This window comes from Stenotrophomonas sp. LGBM10 (assembly GCF_046736075.1).
Lineage (GTDB): Bacteria > Pseudomonadota > Gammaproteobacteria > Xanthomonadales > Xanthomonadaceae > Stenotrophomonas.
This window is the reverse complement of sequence record NZ_CP177163.1, coordinates 2,921,891-2,942,666: the sequence shown is the minus strand read 5'-3', so window position 1 is coordinate 2,942,666 and position 20,776 is coordinate 2,921,891. Positions and strand designations below refer to the sequence as shown.

The window sequence follows — 20,776 nt, the reverse complement described above, 5'->3', positions numbered from 1 at the left end:
TCCCACCTGACCGTTGGTCGATCGGGGCCGGGCTGGCAGAATGTAGGCTTTCCGCCGTTCAGCGAAGCCGACGATGCGCCTCTCCCAGTTCCACCTGCACACCACCAAGGAAACACCCAGCGACGCGGAGCTCACCAGCCACCGCTTGATGCTGCGCGCGGGCATGATCCGCAAGCTGGCCTCGGGGCTGTACACCTGGTCGCCGCTGGGCCTGCGCGTGCTGCGCAAGGTCGAACGCATCGTGCGCGAGGAAATGGATCGTGCCGGCGCGGTCGAGTTCCAGATCCCGACCATCCAGCCGAAGGAACTGTGGGAAGCCACCGGCCGGTGGGAAAAGTTCGGTCCGCAGCTGCTCAAGATCAAGGACCGCAAGGAGCAGGTGTTCTGCTACAGCCCCACCGCCGAAGAGGCCGCGGCCGATTTCGCCCGCCAGGAGCTGTCCAGCTACAAGCAGCTGCCGGTCAATTTCTACCAGATCCAGACCAAGTTCCGCGATGAGATCCGCCCGCGTTTCGGCGTGATGCGTTCGCGCGAGTTCCTGATGAAGGACGCTTACTCCTTCCACCTGCACGATGAGTGCCTGGTGCGCGAGTACGAAAACATGAAGGCGGCCTACAGCCGCATCTTCACCCGCCTGGGCCTGGATTTCCGCATGGTGCAGGCCGATTCGGGCGCGATCGGCGGCGACGCCTCGCAGGAATTCCACGTCATCGCCGACTCCGGCGAGGACGCACTGGTGTTCTCCACCGGCTCGGACTACGCGGCCAACATGGAAGCGGCCGTGGCTGCCGCCCCGGGCCCGCGCCCGGCCGCCAGCGAGGCGCTGCGCAAGGTCGATACGCCCACCCAGAAGACCTGCGAGGCTGTTGCCGCGCTGCTCGGCCTGGGCCTGGAGCGCACGGTCAAGTCGATCGCGATCATGAGCGAGGCCGGCTTCGTGCTGGCCCTGGTGCGCGGCGACCACGACGTCAACGAGATCAAGCTGGCCAAGGTTGCCGGCCTGCAGGGCTACCGCATGGCCAGCGAGGCGGAGATCGCCACGCACCTGGGCAGCGAACCCGGTTTCCTCGGGCCGCTCGGCCCGGCACTGCCGGTGCGCATCGTCGCCGACCGCGACGTCGCCGCCCTGGCCGACTTCGTGATCGGCGCCAATGAAGCCGGTGCCCATATCGCCGGCGTCAACTGGGGCCGCGACCTGCCCGAGCCGGAAGTGGCCGATATCCGCAACGCGAAGGAAGGCGACCGCGCCGCCGATGGCGGCGAGCTGAAAATCGCCCGCGGTATCGAAGTGGGCCACGTGTTCCAGCTCGGCCGCCAATATGCGCAGGCGCTCAACGCCACCGTGCTGGATGAAAACGGCAAGGCTGCGGTGATGGCGATGGGCTGTTATGGCGTGGGTATCTCGCGCATCGTCGCCGCGGCGATCGAGCAGAACCACGATGACGCCGGCATTATCTGGCCCGACGCGATGGCGCCGTGGCAGGTGGTGGTGTGCGTGATCAACCCCAAGCAGGACGAGACCATTGCCGCCGCCGCTGCCGAGCTGCTCGCCGAACTGCAGGCCGCCGGGCTGGACGCCGCGCTGGACGACCGCGGCCTGCGTCCGGGTGCGATGTTCGCCGACATGGAACTGATCGGCGTTCCGCACCGCGTGGTGGTGTCCGACCGCGGCCTTGCCGCCGGTACCTACGAATACCGTGCCCGCCGCGCCAGCGAGGCGCAGCACCTGGACCGTTCGGCGCTGATGGCGACCTTGACCGCGTGATGACAGAAAGCCGGGTGCAATATCCCGGCTTTCCTGTTTTACGATGTGATTGATTATTCCCCCGGGTTTGTACCGTGGACTTCCGGGAATGTATGCTGTTGTCGATGCCAAGGACCGGCTCACCCTGTCCTTATATATATTCCGGAGTAGTAAATGAGCATTGACCTGAGCGGCCTGTCCGCCAAAGAGCTGGGCGCACTGATCAAGAATGCGAAGAAGCAGCAGACCATCGTCGCCAAGCGGCCGGCCATCAGCAAGGTGCGCGCGCAGCTGACCAAGCTCGCCAAGGCGCAGGGTTATTCGGTGGAAGAGCTGTTCGGTGGCGCCGTACCGGCGCGTGGCCGTGCCGCCAAGGCCGCCACCGCACCGGCCAAGAAGGCCGTGCGCAAACTGGGCAAGGTTGCGCCGAAGTACCGCAACCCGGCCAACCCGAAGGAAACCTGGACCGGCCGTGGCAAGCAGCCGCGTTGGCTGGCCGCGCACACCGCCAAGGGCAAGAAGCCGGAAGATTTCCTGATCAAGAAGTAATCGCGGCGCGCCCGCCATTCAAAACGCCGGCCATGTGCCGGCGTTTTTGGTTCTGCGCCAGCGCAGCGCCGCTCAGAGATTCTTGCGCGCCGGAATCAGCAGGTTGCCGAACAGCAGCCCGGCCACCAGTGCCATCACCACGTTGAGCACGGTCATCAGCACGGTCTGGCCGGCGCTCATGTCCTGCTGCTGCACCAGGGTAAGCACGCCACGCAGGCTGGTGCTGCCGGGCACCAGCATGATGATGCCGGGCAGGCGGATGATCGCGCCGGGGCGCTGCACCAGCCGGCCGAACAGATTGCCCGCTGCCGTCATCAGCATCGCCGACATGAAAATGCCGGCCGGCAGGCCCCAGGCCTGGCCGGCGAATTTGGAGATGGCATACCCGGCCACCGAAGCCGCCATCACCCACGGATAATCGCGGCGATTGGCCTTGAACAGCATCGCGAAGGCAAAGGCCGCCAGCAGCAGCGCGCTCCATTCCACCCAGTCCGCCTGCGGCCGCGACGCGCGCACGTGCGGCTCCAACCCTATGATGCCCGACAGGGTCACCGCGATCACCGCGCCCACGGTCAGCTTGAGGATGGTGGTGATCGCACCGGCAAAGCGCGCGGTGCCCGATACCCAGTGCTGGCTGGCCAGCTCGTTGACCGCGTTGGTCAGCGACATGCCGGGCAGCATCACCACCAGCGAGGCGATGATCACCGTGTTGAGATTGAGCGGGCCGATGAACGAGGCCACCAGCGCGGCCACGGTGCCAGCCAGCAGCGCCGCCAGCGCTTCGCTGGCCTCGCGGCTGGCGGGGCGACGGTCGGTATACAGCGTCATCAGGCCGATCAGCAGCCCGATCATGCCGGCGGTGGCGATGTCCAGCCACGGCAGTTTCCACAGCCCGGCCACGCCGGCCGCGCCCAGGCTGTAGGACAGGATCATGCGGATCTTGCCGCGACGACCGGGGTCCTTGTCGAGTTGGCGCAGGGCGGTATGGCCCTGGGCGATGCTCATCGTGCCATTGGCGACCGCATCGGTGATCTGGTCGGCGATGCTGAGTTTATGCAGATCGTTTTCGCCCGGTGCCAGCCGGATCACGCGGGTGATGTCCGACGAGCCGATCGCCTTGGTCGGGTCGCTGAAACTCAGGATCAGCCCGGTCGGGTTGGACCACGGCTCGCAGTCCAGGTCCAGCCGCTGCGCCAGCGCCACCACGGCCGCTTCCAGCCGCTGCGCGGTGGTGCCATAGCTGTGCAGGCGCCCGGCGATCTCCGAGACGAACGCCACCCGCTGTGCGTAGGTGGCCTGGGGGGTGGGAATGGCGGCGGCATCGGCGGACATGCGTCGTAGTATTACCTGAACCATGCCCGGGCAGAACATCGGGTGTCGCCGCAGTCCCGCATGGCGCATCGGCGGATGCAGGCCCGTGCACTGCATCACGCGCTCTAGCCTTGCACTCGGACAAGGTATGCTGCGCGCAGGACGACCCCATGACTTCATCCCAAGCCCCCCATCTCGAGCAGGATGCCCAGGACCCCGGCCTGATCCGGTTGTCCGGCCAATGGACGTTGCGCACCGCGCTGGCGGCCGCCGAGGTGCTGCGCGACGCACCGGAGAAGGTGACCGGCATCGATGCCAGCGGCATCACCCTGCTCGATTCGGCCGGCGTGCTGCAGGTACTGCGCGTGGCGCACCGTGCCGACCTGACCGAGGACGCGCTGGTCTTCCGCGAGGAACACCAGGCACTGGTGTGCACCATCGAGGAAGTCGCCGACGACCGGCCCCGCCCCAAACGCGATTTCGGCGTGCTGGCCGCGCTGGAGCGGCTGGGTGTCAGCGTGCATGGCATGGGCCACAACATCGTGGCGCTGGCCAGCTTCCTCGGCGAGAACCTGGTGAAAGGCGCGCGCCTGCTCAAGGAGCCGCGCCGGTTCCGGCTTACCGCCACCGTGGCGCAGATGGAACAGGTCGGGCTGGACGCGGTGCCGCTGGTGGCGCTGCTGTCCTACCTGGTCGGTGCGGTGATCGCCTTCCTCGGGTCGACGATCCTGCGCGACTTCGGCGCGGAGATCTACGTGGTGGAACTGGTCAGCATCGCCTTCCTGCGCGAGTTCGCGGTGTTGCTCACCGCGATCGTGCTCGCCGGCCGCACCGCCAGTGCGTTCACCGCGCAGATCGGCGCGATGAAGGCGCGCGAGGAGATCGACGCGATGAAAACGCTCGGCCTGGACCCGATCGACCTGCTGGTGCTGCCGCGCCTGGTGGCACTGCTGATCACCCTGCCGCTGCTGACCTTCATCGCGATGGCCGCCGGCCTCGCCGGTGGCATCACGGTGGGCGCATTCGACCTGGGTATTCCGCCGCAGATGTACATCGCGCGCATGCACGAGACGATGGAAGTGCGCAACATGCTGGTGGGCCTGTCCAAGGCGCCGGTGTTCGCGCTGGTGATCGGCCTGATCGGCTGCCTGGAAGGCCTGAAAGTGGAAGGCACCGCGCAGTCGGTCGGCGAGCGCACCACCTCCAGCGTGGTGCAGGCCATTTCCCTGGTGATCATCCTCGACGCGTTCGCCGCGTTGTGGTTCATGAAGATGGGCTGGTAAGCGATGCATACCGTCACTGCCGCGCCCACCGACGACACCACCTGCGACGACGCGGGCCTGGCCATCCGTGTGCGCGGGCTCACCAACCGCTTCGGCAGCCAGCTGGTACACGACGCGCTGGACCTGGACGTGCGGCGCGGCGAGATCCTCGGCGTGGTGGGCGGTTCGGGTACGGGCAAATCGGTCCTGATGCGCAGCATCCTCGGCCTGCGCACGCCCGACGACGGCCGCATCGAGGTGCTCGGGGTGGATGCGCGATCGGGCGATCCGGCCGACCGCCTGCACATCGAGCGCAACACCGGCGTGCTGTTCCAGGACGGCGCGCTGTTCTCCTCGCTGACCGTGGGCGAGAACGTGCAGGTGCCGCTGAAGGAGCACCATCGCGAACTGCCCGACCGCTGGCACTACGAACTGGCGCTGCTGAAGGTGAAGCTGGCCGGCCTGCCCGCCGATGCGATCAACAAGCTGCCCTCGCAGCTGTCCGGCGGCATGCGCAAACGTGCCGGCCTGGCCCGTGCGCTGGCGCTGGACCCGCCGCTGCTGTTCCTTGACGAACCCACCGCCGGGCTGGACCCGATCGGCGCGGCCGCCTTCGACCGCCTGATCAAGACCCTGCAGGAAGCACTGGGCCTGACCGTGTTCCTGATCACGCACGACCTGGACACGCTGTATGCCATCTGCGACCGCGTCGCGGTGCTGGCCGACCGCAAAGTGGTGGCCAACGCACCGCTGCACGAGATCGAGCAGCTGGACCACCCGTGGATCCAGGAATACTTCCACGGGCCACGTGCCCGTGCCGCGCGCGCGGCCGTGCCTCCGGCGTCCGACCGCGACGCGACGGCGACCACCTCCCTGATGAACCGCACTCTCCCGGGTACCTGACGCATGGAAACCAAAGCCAACTACGTACTGATCGGCGCTTTCACCCTGGTGGTGGGACTGGCGCTGCTGGCGTTCGGCCTGTGGGCCGCCAAGTACTCTTCCGACCGCACCTGGACCGAATACCGGGTGGTGTTCCGCGAAGCGGTGACCGGCCTGTCGGTCGGCAGCCCGGTGCAGTACAACGGCATCGCGGTCGGCTCGATCACCGAGCTGAACCTGGTGCCCGATGATCCGCGCCAGGTGGTGGCGCGGATCCGGCTGAACTCCAACACGCCGGTCAAGACCGATACCCGCGCCAAGCTGGCGATCACCAGCCTGACCGGGCCCTCGATCATCCAGCTCAGCGGCGGCACGCCACAGGCGCAGGCGCTCACGGTGGTCAACAAGGACCCCGCGCCGATCATTCCGACCACGCCCTCGGCGCTGCAGAACATCACCGACGTGGCCAACCGCATCGTCGAGCGCATGGACCAGGTGCTGAGCGACCGCAACGTGGCCAGCATCAACGCCACCCTGGCCAACCTGGAAACCATCAGCGGCGGCCTGGCCGACCGCGACCAGGGCACCCAGGCGCTGCTACTCAGCGCGCGCGATGCCGCGCGCAGCCTGGACACCACGCTCAAGACCACCAACGGCACCATCCAGCGCCTGGACACCAACCTGGTGCAGCAGCTGCCGCCGATCCTGGACAAACTGGAAACCACGCTGACCAAGCTGGATTCGGCCGCCGGCAACGCCGATTCGATCCTGGGCGAGAACCGCGCAGCGATCAACAGCTTCGCCAACGACGGCCTGGCCCAGCTGGGCCCGACCCTGACCGAGCTGCGCGGGCTGATCCGCGACCTGCGCCGGGTCAGCGACCGCCTGGACAACAATCCGGCACGCTATCTGCTGGGCCACGACGCGCCCAAGGAGTTCGAACCCAAATGAGCCGCCCGACCCTGCTCCGCACCCTGTTGCCTGTTGCCCTGATGACCCTGCTGGGCGGCTGCTCGCTGCTGGGCAGCAGCGAGCGCAGCGCCGTGACCATCTATTCCCCGGTGGTGCGCATCCAGCCCGATCCGGCCTGGCCGCGCGTTGAGTGGCAGCTGATCCTGGTCAAGCCCACCGCCGCGCGCGTGGTCGACAGCCCGCGCATCAACGTGCGCCCGTCGCCGTCCGAGCTGGAGGTGTACAAGGGCGTGAGCTGGGCCCAGCCGGCCACCGACATGGTGGACGACGCGCTGGTGCGCGGCTTCGAGGATTCCGGCCGGATCGGCGGCGTGGCCCGCGCCACCACCGGCATCCGCGCCGACTACAAGCTGGCCCTGGACGTGCGCCGTTTCGAGGCCGACTACCGCGGCCAGGCCACCCCGACCGCCCTGCTGGAAATCAACGCCAAACTGATCCACGTGGTCGACCAGCGGGTCGTGGCAGATCGCACCTTCCGCCAGGAGCGTCCGGTCGGCAGCACTGCGGTGGCCGATGTTGCCCAGGCCATCGAGCAGAGCCTGCAGGGGTTCACCACCGAGGTGGTCGGCTGGACGCTGACCACCGGCCAGGCCGACTACCAGCGGTAGCCTCGCGCGCGGCTCCATCGCCACGCGGCCGGCCGCGGCGCGTGGCGATGCGTTCATCCCATCGGCGCGCGTCCGTCAGGGCGGCGCGATCCAGCGGAACGTCAGGTTGATGCGCTCGGCCAGCGGCCGTGCGCTCTTGGGCAGCGCGTGCTGGTAATGGCGCTGGGTAGGCCCGCCCATCAGCAGCAGATCGCCGTGGCCCAGCGTCACCTCGGCCTTGCGGCCGTGATCCTCGCGACGGCGCAGCAGGAAACGCCGCGCGGCGCCCAGGCTGAGTGACGCGATCATCGGGGCCGGCCCCAGTTCCGCCTCGTTGTCGCTGTGCCAGCCCATGCCGTCGTCGCCGTCGCGGTAGCGGTTGAGCAGCACGCTGTTGAACGCGGTCCCGCACAGCGCGGCCAGCCGCTCGCGCAGCGGCTGCAGCGCCGGATGCCACGGCACCGGCACGAAGTCCGTGCCCGAGTAGCGGTAACGCGCCGCCGGGTCGCCCATCCAGCAGCTCAGCCGTGGCGAATCGACCTGGCGCCCGAACATGCGGATGCGGTGCACCTCCCACGGCACGTCTTCGCGCAGCTGCCGCTGCAGTGCGTCGGCCTCGGGAGCAGCCAGCCAGTGGCGGTGCCAGTGCACCTGGGCGTCGGGAAGGTGGAGATCCATCGCCGAACGCTAGCATGGGCCGAACGCGTCGCGCCGGATTTGCCCGGTTCGACGCCAACCCTGAAAATGCCCTTCATTGTTCAGCCAGGATGTTCCCATGCCGCTGCGGCCCGCCCCGGTTTTCCCTGCCCCACGGCCTGCCGTGGGGAGCGCCCGCACATGCGCCTGAGCCGCTACCTGGGCGCCGCACGGCGTTCGATCCAACGCCACGGCGGCGGTCTGCGCGGGCTCCTGTCGGTGCTGCGGCGTGCGTTGCAGGTGCTCTCGGCGATGGGAATCGGCGGCCTGCTGGGACGGCTGCGCACGGCCAGCACGGTGCGTACCGGTATCGTCGACAGGTTCGATGACAGCCCATTGCCGCCCCCGGTGCCACTGGCGCAGGTGACATTGCGCGTCGGCGTGATGGCCCATGTGTTCTACCCGGATCTGATCGAGGAATTTGCCGACACGCTGGCACAGGTACCGGTGCCGTTCACGTTGCTGGTGTCGGTGGTCGATGACGCCACCGCCGGGCAGGTCCAGGCGCGTTTCGCGCGTCTGGACCGGGTCATTGCGCTGGTGGTGAAGAAGGTCGAGAACCGCGGCCGCGACATCGCCCCGCTCCTGGTCGCCTTCCACGACGAGATCCTGCAGCAGGAGGTCATCGCCCACCTGCACACCAAGAAATCCCTGTACACCGGCGGCGAGCAGGAACACTGGCGGCGCTATCTGCTCGAGCGGCTGTTCGGCTCACCGCAGCGGGTGGCGTGGATACTCGGCACGTTCCAGGCCGATCCAACGCTGGGCATGGTCTATCCGGACAGCTACGAAGGCGTGGACCTGTGGGCCCATACCTGGCTGAGCAACCGGCAGGCATGCACCGCGCTTGCCGCACGCCTGGGCATCGAACTGGACATGCAGCGCTACATCGACTTCCCCGCAGGCTCGATGTTCTGGGCACGGGTGGATGCCCTGCGGCCGCTCTACGACCTGGATCTCCGGCTGGATGCGTTCCCGGCCGAAACCGGCCAGATCGATGGCACCCTGCAGCACGCGGTCGAGCGCCTGTTGGCGATCGTGGTGCGCCACCGTGGTTACCAGCTCGGCGTATTGCCTGCCGATGGCAGCCTGGCGCTCGCCCGCGAAGGCCAGCGCAATGTCGACCTGGCGCTGCAGCAGCCGCTTGCCGCGCGCATGCAGATGGCGCGACTGGGCGCCCGGCTGTTCACTGTCGATGTGTTCGACACGCTGGTCACGCGCGCCTTTCTCACCCCCGACGGTGCCCGCGCGCACCTGGCCTGGCGGGCATTGCAGCGCCACGGTATCGGCGACTTTGCCGAACGCCGCGAGGCCGCGGAAACCGCGCAGCGCGCGCGGCTGGGCCGCGACCCTACCCTGCACGAGATCCATGACGCGTTGAGCCGGCAGCTCGGCATGCCGCAGGTCACCACCGCGGTGCTGGTGCAGATGGAACGCGAACACGAGCGGGCGCTGCTGCGCTCCCGCAGCGGCGTGCTGGCGGCCCTGCCGGCGCTGCAGGCCCCCTCGATCACCGCGTTCTCGGACATGTACCTGGGGCTGCCCGACATGCAGGCCGTGCTGCCGGCCGACGTACAGGCGGCGATCGCGCACTGGTGGATCTCCTGCGAAACCGGACAGCGCAAGGACACGCTCGCCACGTGGACCGGCATCGCCGCACGCGAAGGTCTGGCGGCGCGGCAATGGCTGCATGTGGGCGACAACGAGCAGTCCGACATCCAGATGCCGCAGTTGGCCGGGCAGCTCAATCCGGTCCATGTGCTGCGGCCGTCGGCGCTGCTGGACGTGATTCCCGCGCTGCGCCCGCTGCGCCACCCGGCGGGCGTGCGTGCAGACTGGAGCGAACAGCTGTGGCGCGGCCTGGTCGCCAACCGCTTCGCCCACCTGGTCGACACCGCGCCGGAACGGATGCGTGGCCGCCCGCGCCTGGCACCGGAAGACGTCGGCTACACCGTGCTCGGTCCGCTGCTGCTGGATGCCCTGCTGAGCACGGTGACCACCGCGCAACAGCACAACGTCCGTGCGGTGTTGTTCCTCAGCCGCGAAGGCCATCTGCTGCACCAGGCGTTCCAGCGCCTGCAGCAGGTTCACCCGCAGGCCCGCGCCCTCGATGCGTGCTACTTCCTGGCCTCCCGGCGCGCCACTCTGTTGCCGGCGCTGCACGCGCCCGGCGATGCGCATCTGCTGCTGGACGGCACCTTCAATGGCAGCCTGCGCCAGCTGCTCGTCGCCCGGCTGGGCGAGCCGGCCGTGGATGCCGCAACCGAGACGCTGGGGGCCACGCTGGAGCGCAGCGTATTCCTGCCGGAAATGCGCGACGAGGCAAGCCAGTGGCTGCAGCCGGCGATGCCGGCGCTGCTGCGCCTCGCCGACGAGGCACGCCAGGCCTATCAGGCGTACTGGGCCAGCCAGGCCGCGATGGAGCACGCGATGGTCGTGGACATCGGGTATGCCGGCACCATCCAGCGCAACCTGGCCCGGGTAGCCGGGCACGCAGTGGGGGGCCATTACTTCGCGCTGCGCGCCCGCGCGCGCCAGCTTCCCGAGGCGTGCTGGGCGTCGGCGCGCTACTTCGATGGGCGCGTCGCGCAGAACGAAGACAGCTCACCGATCCTGGCCAACGACCTGCTGCTGGAAGCCCTGCTGGGTGCGCCGTGCGGTCAGTTCAACGGTTTCGCACGTGTCGCGGCAGGCGGCTGGGAGCCGCGCTTCGGCCCGGTCGAACTCGACACGACCGGCCTGCGAATCCTGCAGGAGGTGCACGACGGCGCGCTGGCCTTCATCGACGACGCCTGCGCGGCCGTGGGCAGCGACATCGCGGCGCTGTCGCTTGATCGCGAGGGTGTACAGGTGCCGCTCCAGTGCCTCGCAGGCGGCCGCTGGAACGCCGACGACTGGCTGCCCCATCTGGCCACCGACGACAGCTTCACCGGGCGTGGCACGGTGGCGGCGGCAACCCGTCCGCCCACCGCGGGCTAGCCGTCGGCAGGCGGACGGGCGCCACGCATCAGCGTTGCGCGAAGGCGACGCCGGTCTTCTGCTGCAGTTCCTCCACACCGACGCCCGGCGCGGCTTCCACCAGCACCAGGCCGTCGTCGGTGACGTCGAACACCGCCAGGTCGGTGATGATGCGGTCGACCACGCCCACGCCGGTCAACGGCAGGGTGCAGTCGGGCAGGATCTTGTGCTCGCCGTTCTTGGCGGTGTGTTCCATCAGCACCACCACCCGCTGCACGCCGGCCACCAGGTCCATCGCCCCGCCCATGCCCTTGACCATCTTGCCGGGCACCATCCAGTTGGCCAGGTCGCCCTTGTCGGTGACCTGCATCGCGCCGAGGATGGCCAGGTTGATGTGGCCGCCGCGGATCATCGCGAAGCTGTCATGGCTGCCGAAGTAGCTGGCACCGGCACGCGCGGTGACGGTCTGCTTGCCTGCATTGATCAGGTCGGCATCGACCTCGTCTTCGGTCGGGAACGGGCCGATGCCGAGCAGGCCGTTCTCGGACTGCAGCCACACATCGACACCGTCGGGAATATGGTTGGCCACCAGCGTCGGCAGGCCGATGCCCAGGTTGACGTAGGCGCCGTCGGTCAGTTCACGGGCGGCGCGTGCCGCCATTTCATCGCGGGTCCATGCCATGTCAGTTGCCCTCCGCACGGATGGTGCGCTGTTCGATACGCTTCTCGGGATGCGGGTTGTGCACGATGCGGTGCACGTAGATGCCGGGCAGGTGGACCTGGTCCGGATCGATGCTGCCCACCGGCACCACCTCCTCCACTTCGACGATGCACAGCCTGCCGGCCATCGCGCAGGCCGGGTTGAAGTTGCGCGCGGTCTTGCGAAACACCAGGTTGCCGGCCTCGTCGGCCTTCCACGCCTTGACCAGCGCCACGTCGGCGCGCAGCGCGGTTTCCATCACGTAGTGCTTGCCGTCGAACTCGCGGGTTTCCTTGCCCTCGGCCACCACGGTGCCGTAGCCGGTCGCGGTGAAGAAGGCGGGGATGCCCGCGCCGCCGGCGCGCAGGCGCTCGGCCAGGGTGCCCTGCGGGTTGAACTCCAGCTCCAGCTCGCCGGCCAGGAACTGCCGCTCGAATTCCTTGTTCTCGCCCACGTAGGACGAAATCATCTTCTGGATCTGGCGGGTTTCCAGCAGCTGGCCCAGGCCGAAGCCATCCACGCCGGCATTGTTGGAGATCACCGTCAGGCCCTTGGCTCCGGTGTCGCGCAGCGCGGCGATCAGCGCCTCGGGAATGCCGCACAGGCCGAAGCCACCGACCGCCAGGGTCTGGCCATCGGCGATCACGCCCTGCAGTGCCTCGGCGGCGCTGGCGTACTGCTTGCCACGCCGTGTGGCGGTGTCCGGGGACTTGCTCATCTACGCCCTCACCTCGTTGATGTAAGGGCGCATTGTAGCCGTTGGCCGCTGTTTTCCCTGCCGCGCTGCAGCGTGTTCAGCGCGTGGGCAGGCGCTGCATCACCTGCGCAAGACCGTCCTGCCAGGCCGGCAGAACCAGGTCGAAATCGGCTTGCACGCGCGCTACGTCCAGATGCGAGTAGGCGGGCCGGGGCGCGGGCGTGGGGTAGTCGGCGGTGGTGATCGCCTCCACGCGCGGCGCCCGCGGCAGCACGCCACGGGCCACCGCCGCGGCGAAGATCGCTTCGGCAAACCCATGCCAGCTGGTCTCGCCCGTGGCGGTCAGGTGCCAGGTGCCGGACAGGCCGCCGGCATGGTGCAGCGCGCGCGCGGTGACATCGGCGATCAGCGCCGCCGGGGTGGGCGTACCGATCTGGTCGGCAACCACGCGCAGTACGTCGCGCTCGGCACCCACGCGCAGCATGGTGCGCAGGAAGTTGGCGCCATGCGGGGCGTACACCCACGCGGTGCGGAAAATCAGATGGCGGCCGCCGGCGGCCCGGATGGCGTCTTCGCCGTCGCGCTTGGTTGTCCCATACACGTTGATCGGTGCGGTGGGCGCGTCTTCGCGGTACGGCGCGCGCGCGCGCCCGTCGAACACGTAGTCGGTGGAATAGTGCACCAGCGGCACGCCGTGCTGCGCGCACCAGCGGGCGATGGCCGCAGGGGCGTCGGTGTTGGCGCGGCGTGCCGCGTCCGGTTCCTGCTCTGCCCGGTCAACGGCCGTATATGCCGCCGCATTGACCACCACCGACGGGCGCTGGCGATCCAGCATCGACGGCAGCGAAGCCGGCTGGTCGAAGTCGGCCGTCGCGCACGGCGTGCCATCGGCAAGCAGGCCGCTGCGGGTGGTGGCGGTGAGCGGACCCAGCGGCGCAAGCGCACGCAGCAGTTCCTGCCCGAGCTGGCCATTGCCGCCCAGCACCAGCACAGTCATGGCACGTAGACCGGCAGGCGATCGGGGTCGATGTCCTTCAGGAACGGCGCCTGCTCATCCTTGGGCGACAGCGACGGCGCACTGATCGGCCAGTCGACGGCCAGATCCGCATCGTTCCAGCGGATGGCCGCATCGGCCTCCTTGACGTACACATCGGTGCACAGATAGCTGAACAGCGCGGTGTCCGACAGCACCGCGAAGCCGTGCGCGAAGCCGGGCGGAATCCAGAACTGGCGATGGTTCCCGCCACTGAGGATCACCGCATCCCAACGGCCGAAGGTCGGCGATCCACGGCGGATGTCCACCGCCACGTCGTACACCTCGCCCTGCAGCACCGACACCAGCTTTCCCTGCGGGCGCGGCCACTGATAGTGCAGCCCGCGCAGCACGCCCTTGGACGAGGACGACACGTTGCTCTGCACGAACCGGGTCGGCAGCGCGTTCGCGCCGTACCGGTCGGCGTTCCAGCTTTCGAAGAAGAACCCGCGGTCGTCGCCGAACACGGTCGGCTCGATGACCTTGCAGTCCGCCAGTGCGGTATCGATGATCTTCATGGCACCGCTCCGCGCTGCACGAGTGCGTGCAGATACTGGCCGTAGCCGTTCTTGATCAGCGGTGCGGCCAGGGCTTCGAGCTGCTCGGCGCTGATCCAGCCCTGGCCGAATGCGATCTCCTCCGGGCAGCAGACCTGCAGGCCCTGGCGGGTCTGGATCGTCTCGATGAAGTTGGACGCCTCCAGCAGCGACTGGTGCGTTCCGGTGTCCAGCCACGCGTAGCCGCGCCCCAGCGCTTCCAGGTGCAGCTGACCGTCGCGCAGGTACCGCTGGTTCAGATCGGTGATTTCCAGTTCGCCGCGCGCCGAGGGTTTCAACTCGGCCGCATGGGCGCTGGCATTGCCATCGTAGAAATACAGGCCGGTAACCGCGTAGTTGGAGCGCGGCTGCGCCGGCTTCTCCACCAGGCCCACGACCTTGCCGGCCGCGTCGAACTCGGCCACGCCATAGCGTTCCGGGTCGTTGACCCAGTACCCGAACACCGTGGCGCCCTGCTCGCGCTGGTCGGCGCTGCGCAGCAGTTCGCGCAGCCCGTGGCCGTGGAAGATGTTGTCACCCAGCACCAGGCAGCTCGGCTTGCCGGCGATGAAATCGCGACCGATCAGGTAGGCCTGGGCAAGACCATCCGGGCTCGGCTGGACGGCGTACTCGATGTTCATGCCCCACTGCGAACCGTCGCCCAGCAGCGCCTGGAACAGCGCCTGTTCGTGCGGGGTGTTGATGATCAGCAGATCACGGATGCCCGCCTGCATCAGCACGCTCAGCGGGTAGTAGATCATCGGTTTGTCGTAGACGGGCAGCAGCTGTTTGCTGACGCCCTTGGTGATGGGATACAGGCGTGTGCCCGAACCACCCGCGAGGATGATGCCCTTGCGTTGAGTCATGCGGTGTTCCTCTGTGGTCTCGGCCGTCGCTCAGGCGGCAGTGCCGATGCGCTGCAGACGATAGCTGCCATCGAGCACGCCCTGCACCCACGGCTGGTTGTCCAGATACCAGTCGACGGTGAACGCAATGCCCTGCTCGAAGGTGTATCGGGGCGCCCAGCCGAGCTGGTGCGTGAGCTTGGAGGCATCGATGGCGTAGCGGCGATCATGGCCGGGACGATCGGCGACGTGCGTGATCTGGCGACTGCGCGGCTGACCGTCCGCACGCGGGCGGCGCGCGTCCAGCAGCGTGCAGATCGCCTGCACCACCTCGATGTTCTGTTTTTCCGCGTTGCCGCCGACGTTGTAGGTCTCACCGACCTGGCCCTTGGCCAGCACGGTGCGGATCGCTTCGCAGTGGTCGGACACGAACAGCCAGTCGCGCACCTGCCGGCCGTCGCCGTACACCGGCAGCGGTTCCCCGGCCAGCGCCTTGGCGATCACCAGCGGGATGAGCTTTTCAGGGAAGTGGTGCGGGCCGTAGTTGTTGGAGCAGTTGGTGGTGAGCACCGGCAGCCCGTAGGTGTGGTGGAACGCACGCACCAGATGGTCCGAGGCGGCCTTGGACGCCGCATAGGGCGAGTTGGGCGCGTACGCGGTGGTCTCGCTGAACTGCCCGGTCTCGCCCAGCGTGCCGTACACCTCATCGGTGGACACGTGCAGGAAGCGGAACGCCGCGCCCCGGTCGGCCGGCAGGGCCTTCCAGTAGTCGCGTACGGCTTCGAGCAGCCCCAGGGTGCCGACCACGTTGGTCTGGATGAAGGCGCCAGGGCCGTCGATGGAGCGGTCCACGTGGCTTTCGGCGGCGAAGTTCAGCACCGCATCGGGCCGATGCTCGGCCAGCACGCCGGCAACCAGTTCCCGGTCGCCGATATCACCGTGGACGAACACATGGTCCGGATGGCCGTCCAGCGACGCCAGCGTCTGCAGGTTGCCCGCGTAGGTCAACGCGTCCAGGGTGATCACGCGCACGCCGCGGGCGACCGCTTCAAGCACGAAGTTCCCGCCGATGAAGCCGGCGCCGCCAGTGACAAGCCAAGTGGGCACTACCCGTTCTCCTGTTCGGTTTCCTCCCCGGAGCGCAACTGGGGCTCCCCGGCACAGCGCCACAGCATACATCGGGGCTGTCTTCACGACGCCCTGCGGGAGGTGAACCCGGTCCTGCGCACGCGTGCGGATGCTGCATTGCCGCATCACCATACGCATTCGCATGGTGCCGCGCAGCCAGTTAGAATCCAGGTCCCACCCCCGAACCGGTTGCTGTTCCAAGGACCGGACGTTCCCCCGTTATTGAAGGATCCCGCACCAGATGAAAATCCTCGTCGCGTACAAGCGCGTGGTGGACTACAACGTCCGCATTCAGGTCAAGCCGGACGGTTCCGGCGTGGTCACCGATGGCGTCAAGCTGTCGCCCAACCCCTTTGACGAGATCGCCTTGGAAGAAGCGCTGCGTCTGCGCGACAAGGGCATCGCCACCGAGGTCGTGGTTGCCACCATCGCACCGGCGGATGCCCAGGCCCACCTGCGCAACGGCCTGGCCATGGGCGCCAACCGTGCCATCCACGTGGTCACCGACCAGGCCATCCAGCCGCTGACTGCCGCGCGCACCCTGCTCAAGCTGGTGGAGAAGGAACAGCCGGACCTGGTGATCCTGGGCAAGCAGGCGATCGACGACGACGCCAACCAGACCGGCCAGATGCTGGCCACGCTGTGGGGCCGCCCGCAGGCGACCTTCGCCAGCAAGCTGGACATCGCCGACGGCAAGGCCACGGTCACCCGCGAGGTCGACGCCGGCCTGGAAACGCTGGAGGTCGATCTGCCCGCCGTGGTCACCACCGACCTGCGCCTGAACGAGCCGCGCTTCATCAAGCTGCCCGACATCATGAAGGCCAAGGCCAAGCCGCTGGAAACCCTGCAGCTGGCCGATCTGGGCGTTGACGCCGCCGATACCTTCACCACCACCCACTACGCCGCGCCGGTCAAGCGCAGCAAGGGCGTGATGGTCAAGGACGCGGCCGAACTGGTCGCCGCACTCAAGCAGAAGGGGTTGCTGTAATGACCAAGATCCTCGTTGTCGCCGAACACCATGACGGCAAGCTCAACGCCGCCACCGCCAAGACCGTCAGCGCCGCTGCCGCCATCGGCGGCGCCAGCATCGACGTGCTGGTGCTGGCCGCCGACCCGGCCGCGGTAGCCGCGCAGGCCGCCGAACTGGCCGGCGTGGCCAAGGTGCTGACCGTGACCAACGCCGCCAACGCCCAGGCCCTGGCCCAGGTGCTGGCCCCGCAGATCGCACAGCTGGCCAAGGGCTACACCCACGTGTTCGGCCCCTCGACCACCTTCGGCAAGGACCTGATGCCGTGCGTGGCCGCCCTGCTCGGCGTCAACCAGGTGTCCGACCTGATGACCGTCGAAGGCAGCCACAGCTTCAAGCGCCCGATCTACGCCGGCAACGCGATCATCACCGTGGACGTGCCGGCCGACCAGATCGTGGTCGCCACCGTGCGTGCGGCCTCCTGGCCGGAAGCGGCCAAGGGCGGCAGCGCCGCGGTTGAAGCGGCCAGCGTCGATGCCGCCCTGCCCACCCACACCCGCTTCGTGGGTCTGGCCGCAGGTGCCACCGACCGCCCGGACCTGCAGAGCGCCAAGCGCGTGGTTTCCGGCGGCCGTGGCGTGGGCTCGGAAGAGAACTTCAAGGTCATCTTCCAGCTGGCCGACAAGCTCGGTGCCGCCGTCGGCGCCTCGCGCGCCGCCGTGGACGCCGGCTACGTGCCCAGCGATCTGCAGGTCGGCCAGACCGGCAAGATCATCTCGCCGGAGCTGTACGTGGCCGTCGGCATCAGCGGCGCCATCCAGCACCTGACCGGGATCAAGGATGCCGGCACGATCGTGGCCATCAACAAGGACCCGGATTCGCCGATCTTCGAGATCGCCGACATCGGCCTGGTCGGGGACCTGTTCACGTTGCTGCCTGAACTGGAAGCGGCGCTGTAACACCGCACATGAAGCAAACGCCGCGCAATCAGCAGGTTGCGCGGCGTTCTGCTGACGGGCCCAGGACGGCCCGCCCGCTGGAAAAAGCGACACTCCCGTTGGGATGCTGTCGCTATAATCGGCGGTCACCCCTGTAAGGACTGCATTGATGACGCTCCCCAGTTTCAAGGCATACGACATTCGCGGCCGGGTTCCCGATGAACTGGACCCTGCCCTGGCCGAGCGCATCGGTGCCGGCACCGCGGCCCTGCTTGGCCCCGGCCCCGTCGTCCTGGGACGCGACATCCGCCTGAGCAGCCCCGAGCTGCAGACCGCCCTCGCCGCCGGCTTCAACCGTGCCGGCCGGGACGTGATCGACATCGGCCTGTGCGGCACCGAGGAAGTCTATTTCCAGACCTTCCATCGGCAGGCGGCCGGTGGCGTGATGGTCACCGCCAGCCACAACCCGATGGACTACAACGGCATGAAGCTGGTCCGCGAGCAGTCGCGTCCGATCAGCGGCGACACCGGCCTGTTCGACGTCCGCGATTTCGCGGCAAGCGACGCGGCACTGCCCTCGGGTGAGGGGCAGGTCCGCATCGACACCGACAAGTCGGCCTACATCGCGCACCTGCTGGGCTACGTCGAGGTGGACAAGCTCAAGCCGCTGAAGATCGTGGTCAACGCCGGCAACGGCGGCGCCGGCCTGATCATCGACGAACTGGCACCGCACCTGCCCTTCGAATTTGTGCGCATCCAGCACGAGCCCGACGGCACGTTCCCGAATGGCATTCCCAACCCGCTGCTGCCGGAAAACCGCGCCGCGACCGCCGAGGCCGTGCGTGCGAACAACGCCGACTTCGGCGTGGCCTGGGACGGTGATTTCGACCGCTGCTTCTTCTTCGACGCGAACGGCGACTTCATCGAAGGCTACTACCTGGTCGGCCTGCTGGCCGTGGCGCTGCTCAAGCGCCAGCCGGGCGGCAAGATCATCCACGACCCGCGCCTGACCTGGAACACCCAGGAGATGGTGCTGGCCGCCGGCGGCGTGCCGGTGATGAGCAAGACCGGCCATGCCTTCATCAAGGAACGCATGCGCGCCGAGGATGCGATCTACGGCGGCGAGATGAGCGCCCACCACTACTTCCGCGATTTCGCCTACTGCGATTCGGGCATGATTCCGTGGCTGCTGATTGCCGACCTGGTGTCGCGCAGCGGCACCGGCCTGGGCGATCTGGTCGCCGACCGCATGCAGGCGTTCCCGTGCAGCGGCGAAATCAATTTCCGCGTGGACGATGCCAAGGCCACCGTGGCCCGGATCATGGCCCACTACGCCGCGCAGTCGCCCGAACTGGACCACACCGACGGCGTCAGCGCCGACTTCGGCGCATGGCGCTTCAACCTGCGCAGTTCCAATACCGAGCCGCTGCTGCGGTTGAACGTGGAGACGCGCGGCGATGCCGCACTGCTGCGCGAACGCACCGACGAGCTGACCGCCCTGATCGGCGGCACTACCTCCCAACACTGATTCAGGACGATTTTCATGTTGCCCATTCTCCCCGTCATCCTTTCCGGTGGTTCCGGTACCCGCCTCTGGCCGCTGTCGCGCGAGGCGTATCCGAAGCAGTTCCTGCCGCTGGTGGGCGATGCCACGATGCTGCAGGCCACCTGGAACCGCGTTGCGGCCATCGCCGGCAAGGCCCCGATCGTCGTGGCCAACCAGGAACACCGCTTCATGGCGGCCGAGCAGCTGCGCGAGTGCAGCGTGGTGCCGCAGGCGCTGATCCTCGAGCCGATCGGGCGCAACACCGCTCCGGCGATCGCCATCGCCGCGCTGCAGGCGCTGGCCGGCGGTGAGGATGCGCTGCTGCTGGTGCTGCCGTCCGACCATGTGGTCCGCAACGACGCCGCCTTCCACGCGGCGGTCAAGCAGGCGGCCGTGGCCGCCGATGCGGGCAAGCTGGTCACCTTCGGCATCGTGCCCACCGCACCGGAAACCGGCTACGGCTACATCAAGGCCCACGCCGGCGAAGGCGTGCGTGGCGTGGATCGCTTCGTCGAGAAGCCGAACCTGGAAACCGCGCAGCAGTACGTCAGCTCCGGCGAGTACTACTGGAACAGCGGCATGTTCCTGTTCAAGGCATCGCGTTACCTGGACGAACTGCAGACCCTGCAGCCGGCCATGCTGGCGGCCTGCCGCAGCGCGCTGGACAAGGCCTCGCGCGACAGCGACTTCATCCGCCTGGATGCCGAGGCGTTCGCCGCCAGCCCCAACGATTCGATCGACTACGCGGTGATGGAAAAGACCGCCGATGCCGCCGTGGTTCCGCTGGATGCCGGCTGGAACGACGTTGGCTCGTGGTCGGCGCTGTGGGATGTGTCCGACAAGGACGCCGACGGCAACGCCTACCACGGCGACGTCATCTCGCTGGACTGCCGCAACAGCTACGCCTACGGCACCCGCCTGATTGCGATGGTCGGCCTGGAGGACGTGGTCGTGGTGGAAACCGACGACGCCGTGTTCGTCGGCCACAAGGACCGCGTGCAGGACGTCAAGGAGATCGTCGGGCAGATCAAGCGCGACGGCCGCAGCGAAGCCGCCGCCCACCGCAAGGTCTACCGCCCGTGGGGTGCGTACGATTCGATCGACAACGGCGCCCGTTTCCAGGTCAAGCGCATCACCGTCAAGCCCGGCGCGACGCTGAGCCTGCAGATGCACCACCACCGCGCCGAACACTGGATCGTGGTGAGCGGCACGGCTGAAGTGACCCGCGGCGACGACGTGATCCTGCTGACGGAAAACCAGAGCACCTACATTCCGCTCGGCGTCACCCATCGCCTGAAGAACCCGGGCAAGCTGCCGCTGGAGCTGATCGAAGTGCAGTCGGGCAGCTACCTCGGCGAGGACGACATCGTCCGCTTCGAAGACCAGTACGGCCGCGTCAACTGAGCGCGGCCCCTCGGGTTACCG

At 68.1% G+C, this 20,776-nt stretch carries 18 protein-coding genes and 1 pseudogene; 11 read left to right on the top strand and 8 right to left on the bottom strand.

The features are described 5' to 3' along the window. Nucleotides 1-73 precede the first annotated feature (73 nt). On the top strand, nucleotides 74-1,765 hold the full coding sequence (locus tag ACLB90_RS12650) for a proline--tRNA ligase (RefSeq protein WP_411849832.1): 1,692 nt from the start codon (nucleotides 74-76) through the stop codon (nucleotides 1,763-1,765). 153 nt (nucleotides 1,766-1,918) lie between these two features. Further along, a pseudogene (locus tag ACLB90_RS12645) lies at nucleotides 1,919-2,290 on the top strand (H-NS family nucleoid-associated regulatory protein); the annotation flags it as partial. Between the two features lie 75 nt (nucleotides 2,291-2,365). Here ACLB90_RS12645 and ACLB90_RS12640 read toward each other — a convergent pair. Further along, the gene (locus ACLB90_RS12640; RefSeq protein ID WP_411849831.1) at nucleotides 2,366-3,625 is read right to left on the bottom strand and encodes a threonine/serine exporter ThrE family protein; all 1,260 of its coding nucleotides are present in this window, start codon (nucleotides 3,623-3,625) and stop codon (nucleotides 2,366-2,368) included. Nucleotides 3,626-3,774: 149 nt separating this feature from the next. On the opposite strand from ACLB90_RS12640, the gene ACLB90_RS12635 reads away from it, so the two are divergent. Genes ACLB90_RS12635 through ACLB90_RS12620 form a run of 4 tightly spaced genes read left to right on the top strand, consistent with a single transcriptional unit; the run spans nucleotide 3,775 to nucleotide 7,328 of the window. Beyond that, a complete protein-coding gene (locus ACLB90_RS12635) occupies nucleotides 3,775-4,887 on the top strand; it encodes an MlaE family lipid ABC transporter permease subunit (protein WP_411849830.1) in 1,113 nt (370 codons plus the stop codon). Nucleotides 4,888-4,890: 3 nt separating this feature from the next. After that, nucleotides 4,891-5,769: an ABC transporter ATP-binding protein gene (locus ACLB90_RS12630; RefSeq protein ID WP_411849829.1), complete on the top strand. Its 879-nt coding sequence runs from the start codon at nucleotides 4,891-4,893 to the stop codon at nucleotides 5,767-5,769. Nucleotides 5,770-5,772: 3 nt separating this feature from the next. Then, complete coding sequence (locus ACLB90_RS12625) at nucleotides 5,773-6,699, top strand: MlaD family protein (RefSeq protein WP_411849828.1); 927 nt, start codon at nucleotides 5,773-5,775, stop codon at nucleotides 6,697-6,699. After that, nucleotides 6,696-7,328, top strand: a complete 633-nt coding sequence (locus tag ACLB90_RS12620) for an ABC-type transport auxiliary lipoprotein family protein (protein WP_411849827.1) — start codon at nucleotides 6,696-6,698, stop codon at nucleotides 7,326-7,328. The genes ACLB90_RS12625 and ACLB90_RS12620 overlap by 4 nt, the downstream gene beginning before the upstream one ends. 75 nt (nucleotides 7,329-7,403) lie before the next feature. Here the strand turns inward: ACLB90_RS12620 and ACLB90_RS12615 are convergent, their stop codons facing one another. Next, nucleotides 7,404-7,985 (bottom strand): alpha-ketoglutarate-dependent dioxygenase AlkB family protein, encoded by a 582-nt coding sequence (locus ACLB90_RS12615; RefSeq protein ID WP_411849826.1) that lies wholly within the window; start codon nucleotides 7,983-7,985, stop codon nucleotides 7,404-7,406. A 159-nt stretch (nucleotides 7,986-8,144) separates the two neighbouring features. Between ACLB90_RS12615 and ACLB90_RS12610 the strand changes: the two genes are divergently transcribed. Beyond that, the gene (locus ACLB90_RS12610; protein ID WP_411849825.1) at nucleotides 8,145-10,982 is read left to right on the top strand and encodes a rhamnan synthesis F family protein; all 2,838 of its coding nucleotides are present in this window, start codon (nucleotides 8,145-8,147) and stop codon (nucleotides 10,980-10,982) included. Nucleotides 10,983-11,010: 28 nt separating this feature from the next. On the opposite strand, the gene ACLB90_RS12605 is transcribed toward ACLB90_RS12610, so the two are convergent. The 6 genes from ACLB90_RS12605 to rfbB form a co-directional block, all read right to left on the bottom strand. After that, nucleotides 11,011-11,643: a CoA transferase subunit B gene (locus ACLB90_RS12605; protein ID WP_411849824.1), complete on the bottom strand. Its 633-nt coding sequence runs from the start codon at nucleotides 11,641-11,643 to the stop codon at nucleotides 11,011-11,013. 1 nt (nucleotide 11,644) lies between these two features. After that, complete coding sequence (locus tag ACLB90_RS12600) at nucleotides 11,645-12,379, bottom strand: CoA transferase subunit A (protein ID WP_017354692.1); 735 nt, start codon at nucleotides 12,377-12,379, stop codon at nucleotides 11,645-11,647. A gap of 76 nt (nucleotides 12,380-12,455) precedes the next feature. Further along, nucleotides 12,456-13,355 (bottom strand): dTDP-4-dehydrorhamnose reductase, encoded by a 900-nt coding sequence (rfbD, locus tag ACLB90_RS12595; RefSeq protein WP_411849823.1) that lies wholly within the window; start codon nucleotides 13,353-13,355, stop codon nucleotides 12,456-12,458. Next, nucleotides 13,352-13,909: a dTDP-4-dehydrorhamnose 3,5-epimerase gene (rfbC, locus tag ACLB90_RS12590; protein WP_411849822.1), complete on the bottom strand. Its 558-nt coding sequence runs from the start codon at nucleotides 13,907-13,909 to the stop codon at nucleotides 13,352-13,354. Before rfbC ends, rfbD begins: the two co-directional genes overlap by 4 nt. Then, nucleotides 13,906-14,793, bottom strand: coding sequence for a glucose-1-phosphate thymidylyltransferase RfbA (rfbA, locus tag ACLB90_RS12585; RefSeq protein ID WP_411849821.1), 888 nt, complete (start codon nucleotides 14,791-14,793; stop codon nucleotides 13,906-13,908). Before rfbA ends, rfbC begins: the two co-directional genes overlap by 4 nt. A gap of 30 nt (nucleotides 14,794-14,823) precedes the next feature. Then, a complete protein-coding gene (rfbB, locus tag ACLB90_RS12580) occupies nucleotides 14,824-15,879 on the bottom strand; it encodes a dTDP-glucose 4,6-dehydratase (RefSeq protein ID WP_411849820.1) in 1,056 nt (351 codons plus the stop codon). A gap of 262 nt (nucleotides 15,880-16,141) precedes the next feature. Between rfbB and ACLB90_RS12575 the strand changes: the two genes are divergently transcribed. The 4 genes from ACLB90_RS12575 to ACLB90_RS12560 all read left to right on the top strand — a co-directional run bounded on the left by ACLB90_RS12575 (nucleotide 16,142) and on the right by ACLB90_RS12560 (nucleotide 20,755). Beyond that, nucleotides 16,142-16,888 carry an electron transfer flavoprotein subunit beta/FixA family protein gene (locus ACLB90_RS12575; protein WP_411849819.1) on the top strand — a complete coding sequence of 249 codons (747 nt, stop codon included), beginning with the start codon at nucleotides 16,142-16,144 and terminating at the stop codon, nucleotides 16,886-16,888. After that, complete coding sequence (locus ACLB90_RS12570) at nucleotides 16,888-17,826, top strand: electron transfer flavoprotein subunit alpha/FixB family protein (protein WP_411849818.1); 939 nt, start codon at nucleotides 16,888-16,890, stop codon at nucleotides 17,824-17,826. The genes ACLB90_RS12575 and ACLB90_RS12570 overlap by 1 nt, the downstream gene beginning before the upstream one ends. A 148-nt stretch (nucleotides 17,827-17,974) precedes the next feature. Continuing rightward, nucleotides 17,975-19,333: a phosphomannomutase gene (locus ACLB90_RS12565; RefSeq protein ID WP_411849817.1), complete on the top strand. Its 1,359-nt coding sequence runs from the start codon at nucleotides 17,975-17,977 to the stop codon at nucleotides 19,331-19,333. 15 nt (nucleotides 19,334-19,348) lie between these two features. Continuing rightward, nucleotides 19,349-20,755, top strand: a complete 1,407-nt coding sequence (locus ACLB90_RS12560) for a mannose-1-phosphate guanylyltransferase/mannose-6-phosphate isomerase (RefSeq protein ID WP_411849816.1) — start codon at nucleotides 19,349-19,351, stop codon at nucleotides 20,753-20,755. Nucleotides 20,756-20,776: the final 21 nt, after the last annotated feature.

Coding starts and splice junctions, on each gene's coding strand:
- ACLB90_RS12615 (WP_411849826.1), bottom strand. CDS start 7,985: ATGGATCTCCACCTTCCCGACGCCCAGGTGCACTGGCACCGCCACTGG.
- rfbD (WP_411849823.1), bottom strand. CDS start 13,355: ATGACTGTGCTGGTGCTGGGCGGCAATGGCCAGCTCGGGCAGGAACTG.
- ACLB90_RS12605 (WP_411849824.1), bottom strand. CDS start 11,643: ATGGCATGGACCCGCGATGAAATGGCGGCACGCGCCGCCCGTGAACTG.
- ACLB90_RS12630 (WP_411849829.1), top strand. CDS start 4,891: ATGCATACCGTCACTGCCGCGCCCACCGACGACACCACCTGCGACGAC.
- rfbC (WP_411849822.1), bottom strand. CDS start 13,909: ATGAAGATCATCGATACCGCACTGGCGGACTGCAAGGTCATCGAGCCG.
- ACLB90_RS12575 (WP_411849819.1), top strand. CDS start 16,142: ATGAAAATCCTCGTCGCGTACAAGCGCGTGGTGGACTACAACGTCCGC.
- ACLB90_RS12635 (WP_411849830.1), top strand. CDS start 3,775: ATGACTTCATCCCAAGCCCCCCATCTCGAGCAGGATGCCCAGGACCCC.
- ACLB90_RS12625 (WP_411849828.1), top strand. CDS start 5,773: ATGGAAACCAAAGCCAACTACGTACTGATCGGCGCTTTCACCCTGGTG.
- ACLB90_RS12640 (WP_411849831.1), bottom strand. CDS start 3,625: ATGTCCGCCGATGCCGCCGCCATTCCCACCCCCCAGGCCACCTACGCA.
- ACLB90_RS12570 (WP_411849818.1), top strand. CDS start 16,888: ATGACCAAGATCCTCGTTGTCGCCGAACACCATGACGGCAAGCTCAAC.
- ACLB90_RS12650 (WP_411849832.1), top strand. CDS start 74: ATGCGCCTCTCCCAGTTCCACCTGCACACCACCAAGGAAACACCCAGC.
- ACLB90_RS12620 (WP_411849827.1), top strand. CDS start 6,696: ATGAGCCGCCCGACCCTGCTCCGCACCCTGTTGCCTGTTGCCCTGATG.
- ACLB90_RS12560 (WP_411849816.1), top strand. CDS start 19,349: ATGTTGCCCATTCTCCCCGTCATCCTTTCCGGTGGTTCCGGTACCCGC.
- rfbA (WP_411849821.1), bottom strand. CDS start 14,793: ATGACTCAACGCAAGGGCATCATCCTCGCGGGTGGTTCGGGCACACGC.
- ACLB90_RS12600 (WP_017354692.1), bottom strand. CDS start 12,379: ATGAGCAAGTCCCCGGACACCGCCACACGGCGTGGCAAGCAGTACGCC.
- ACLB90_RS12565 (WP_411849817.1), top strand. CDS start 17,975: ATGACGCTCCCCAGTTTCAAGGCATACGACATTCGCGGCCGGGTTCCC.
- ACLB90_RS12610 (WP_411849825.1), top strand. CDS start 8,145: ATGCGCCTGAGCCGCTACCTGGGCGCCGCACGGCGTTCGATCCAACGC.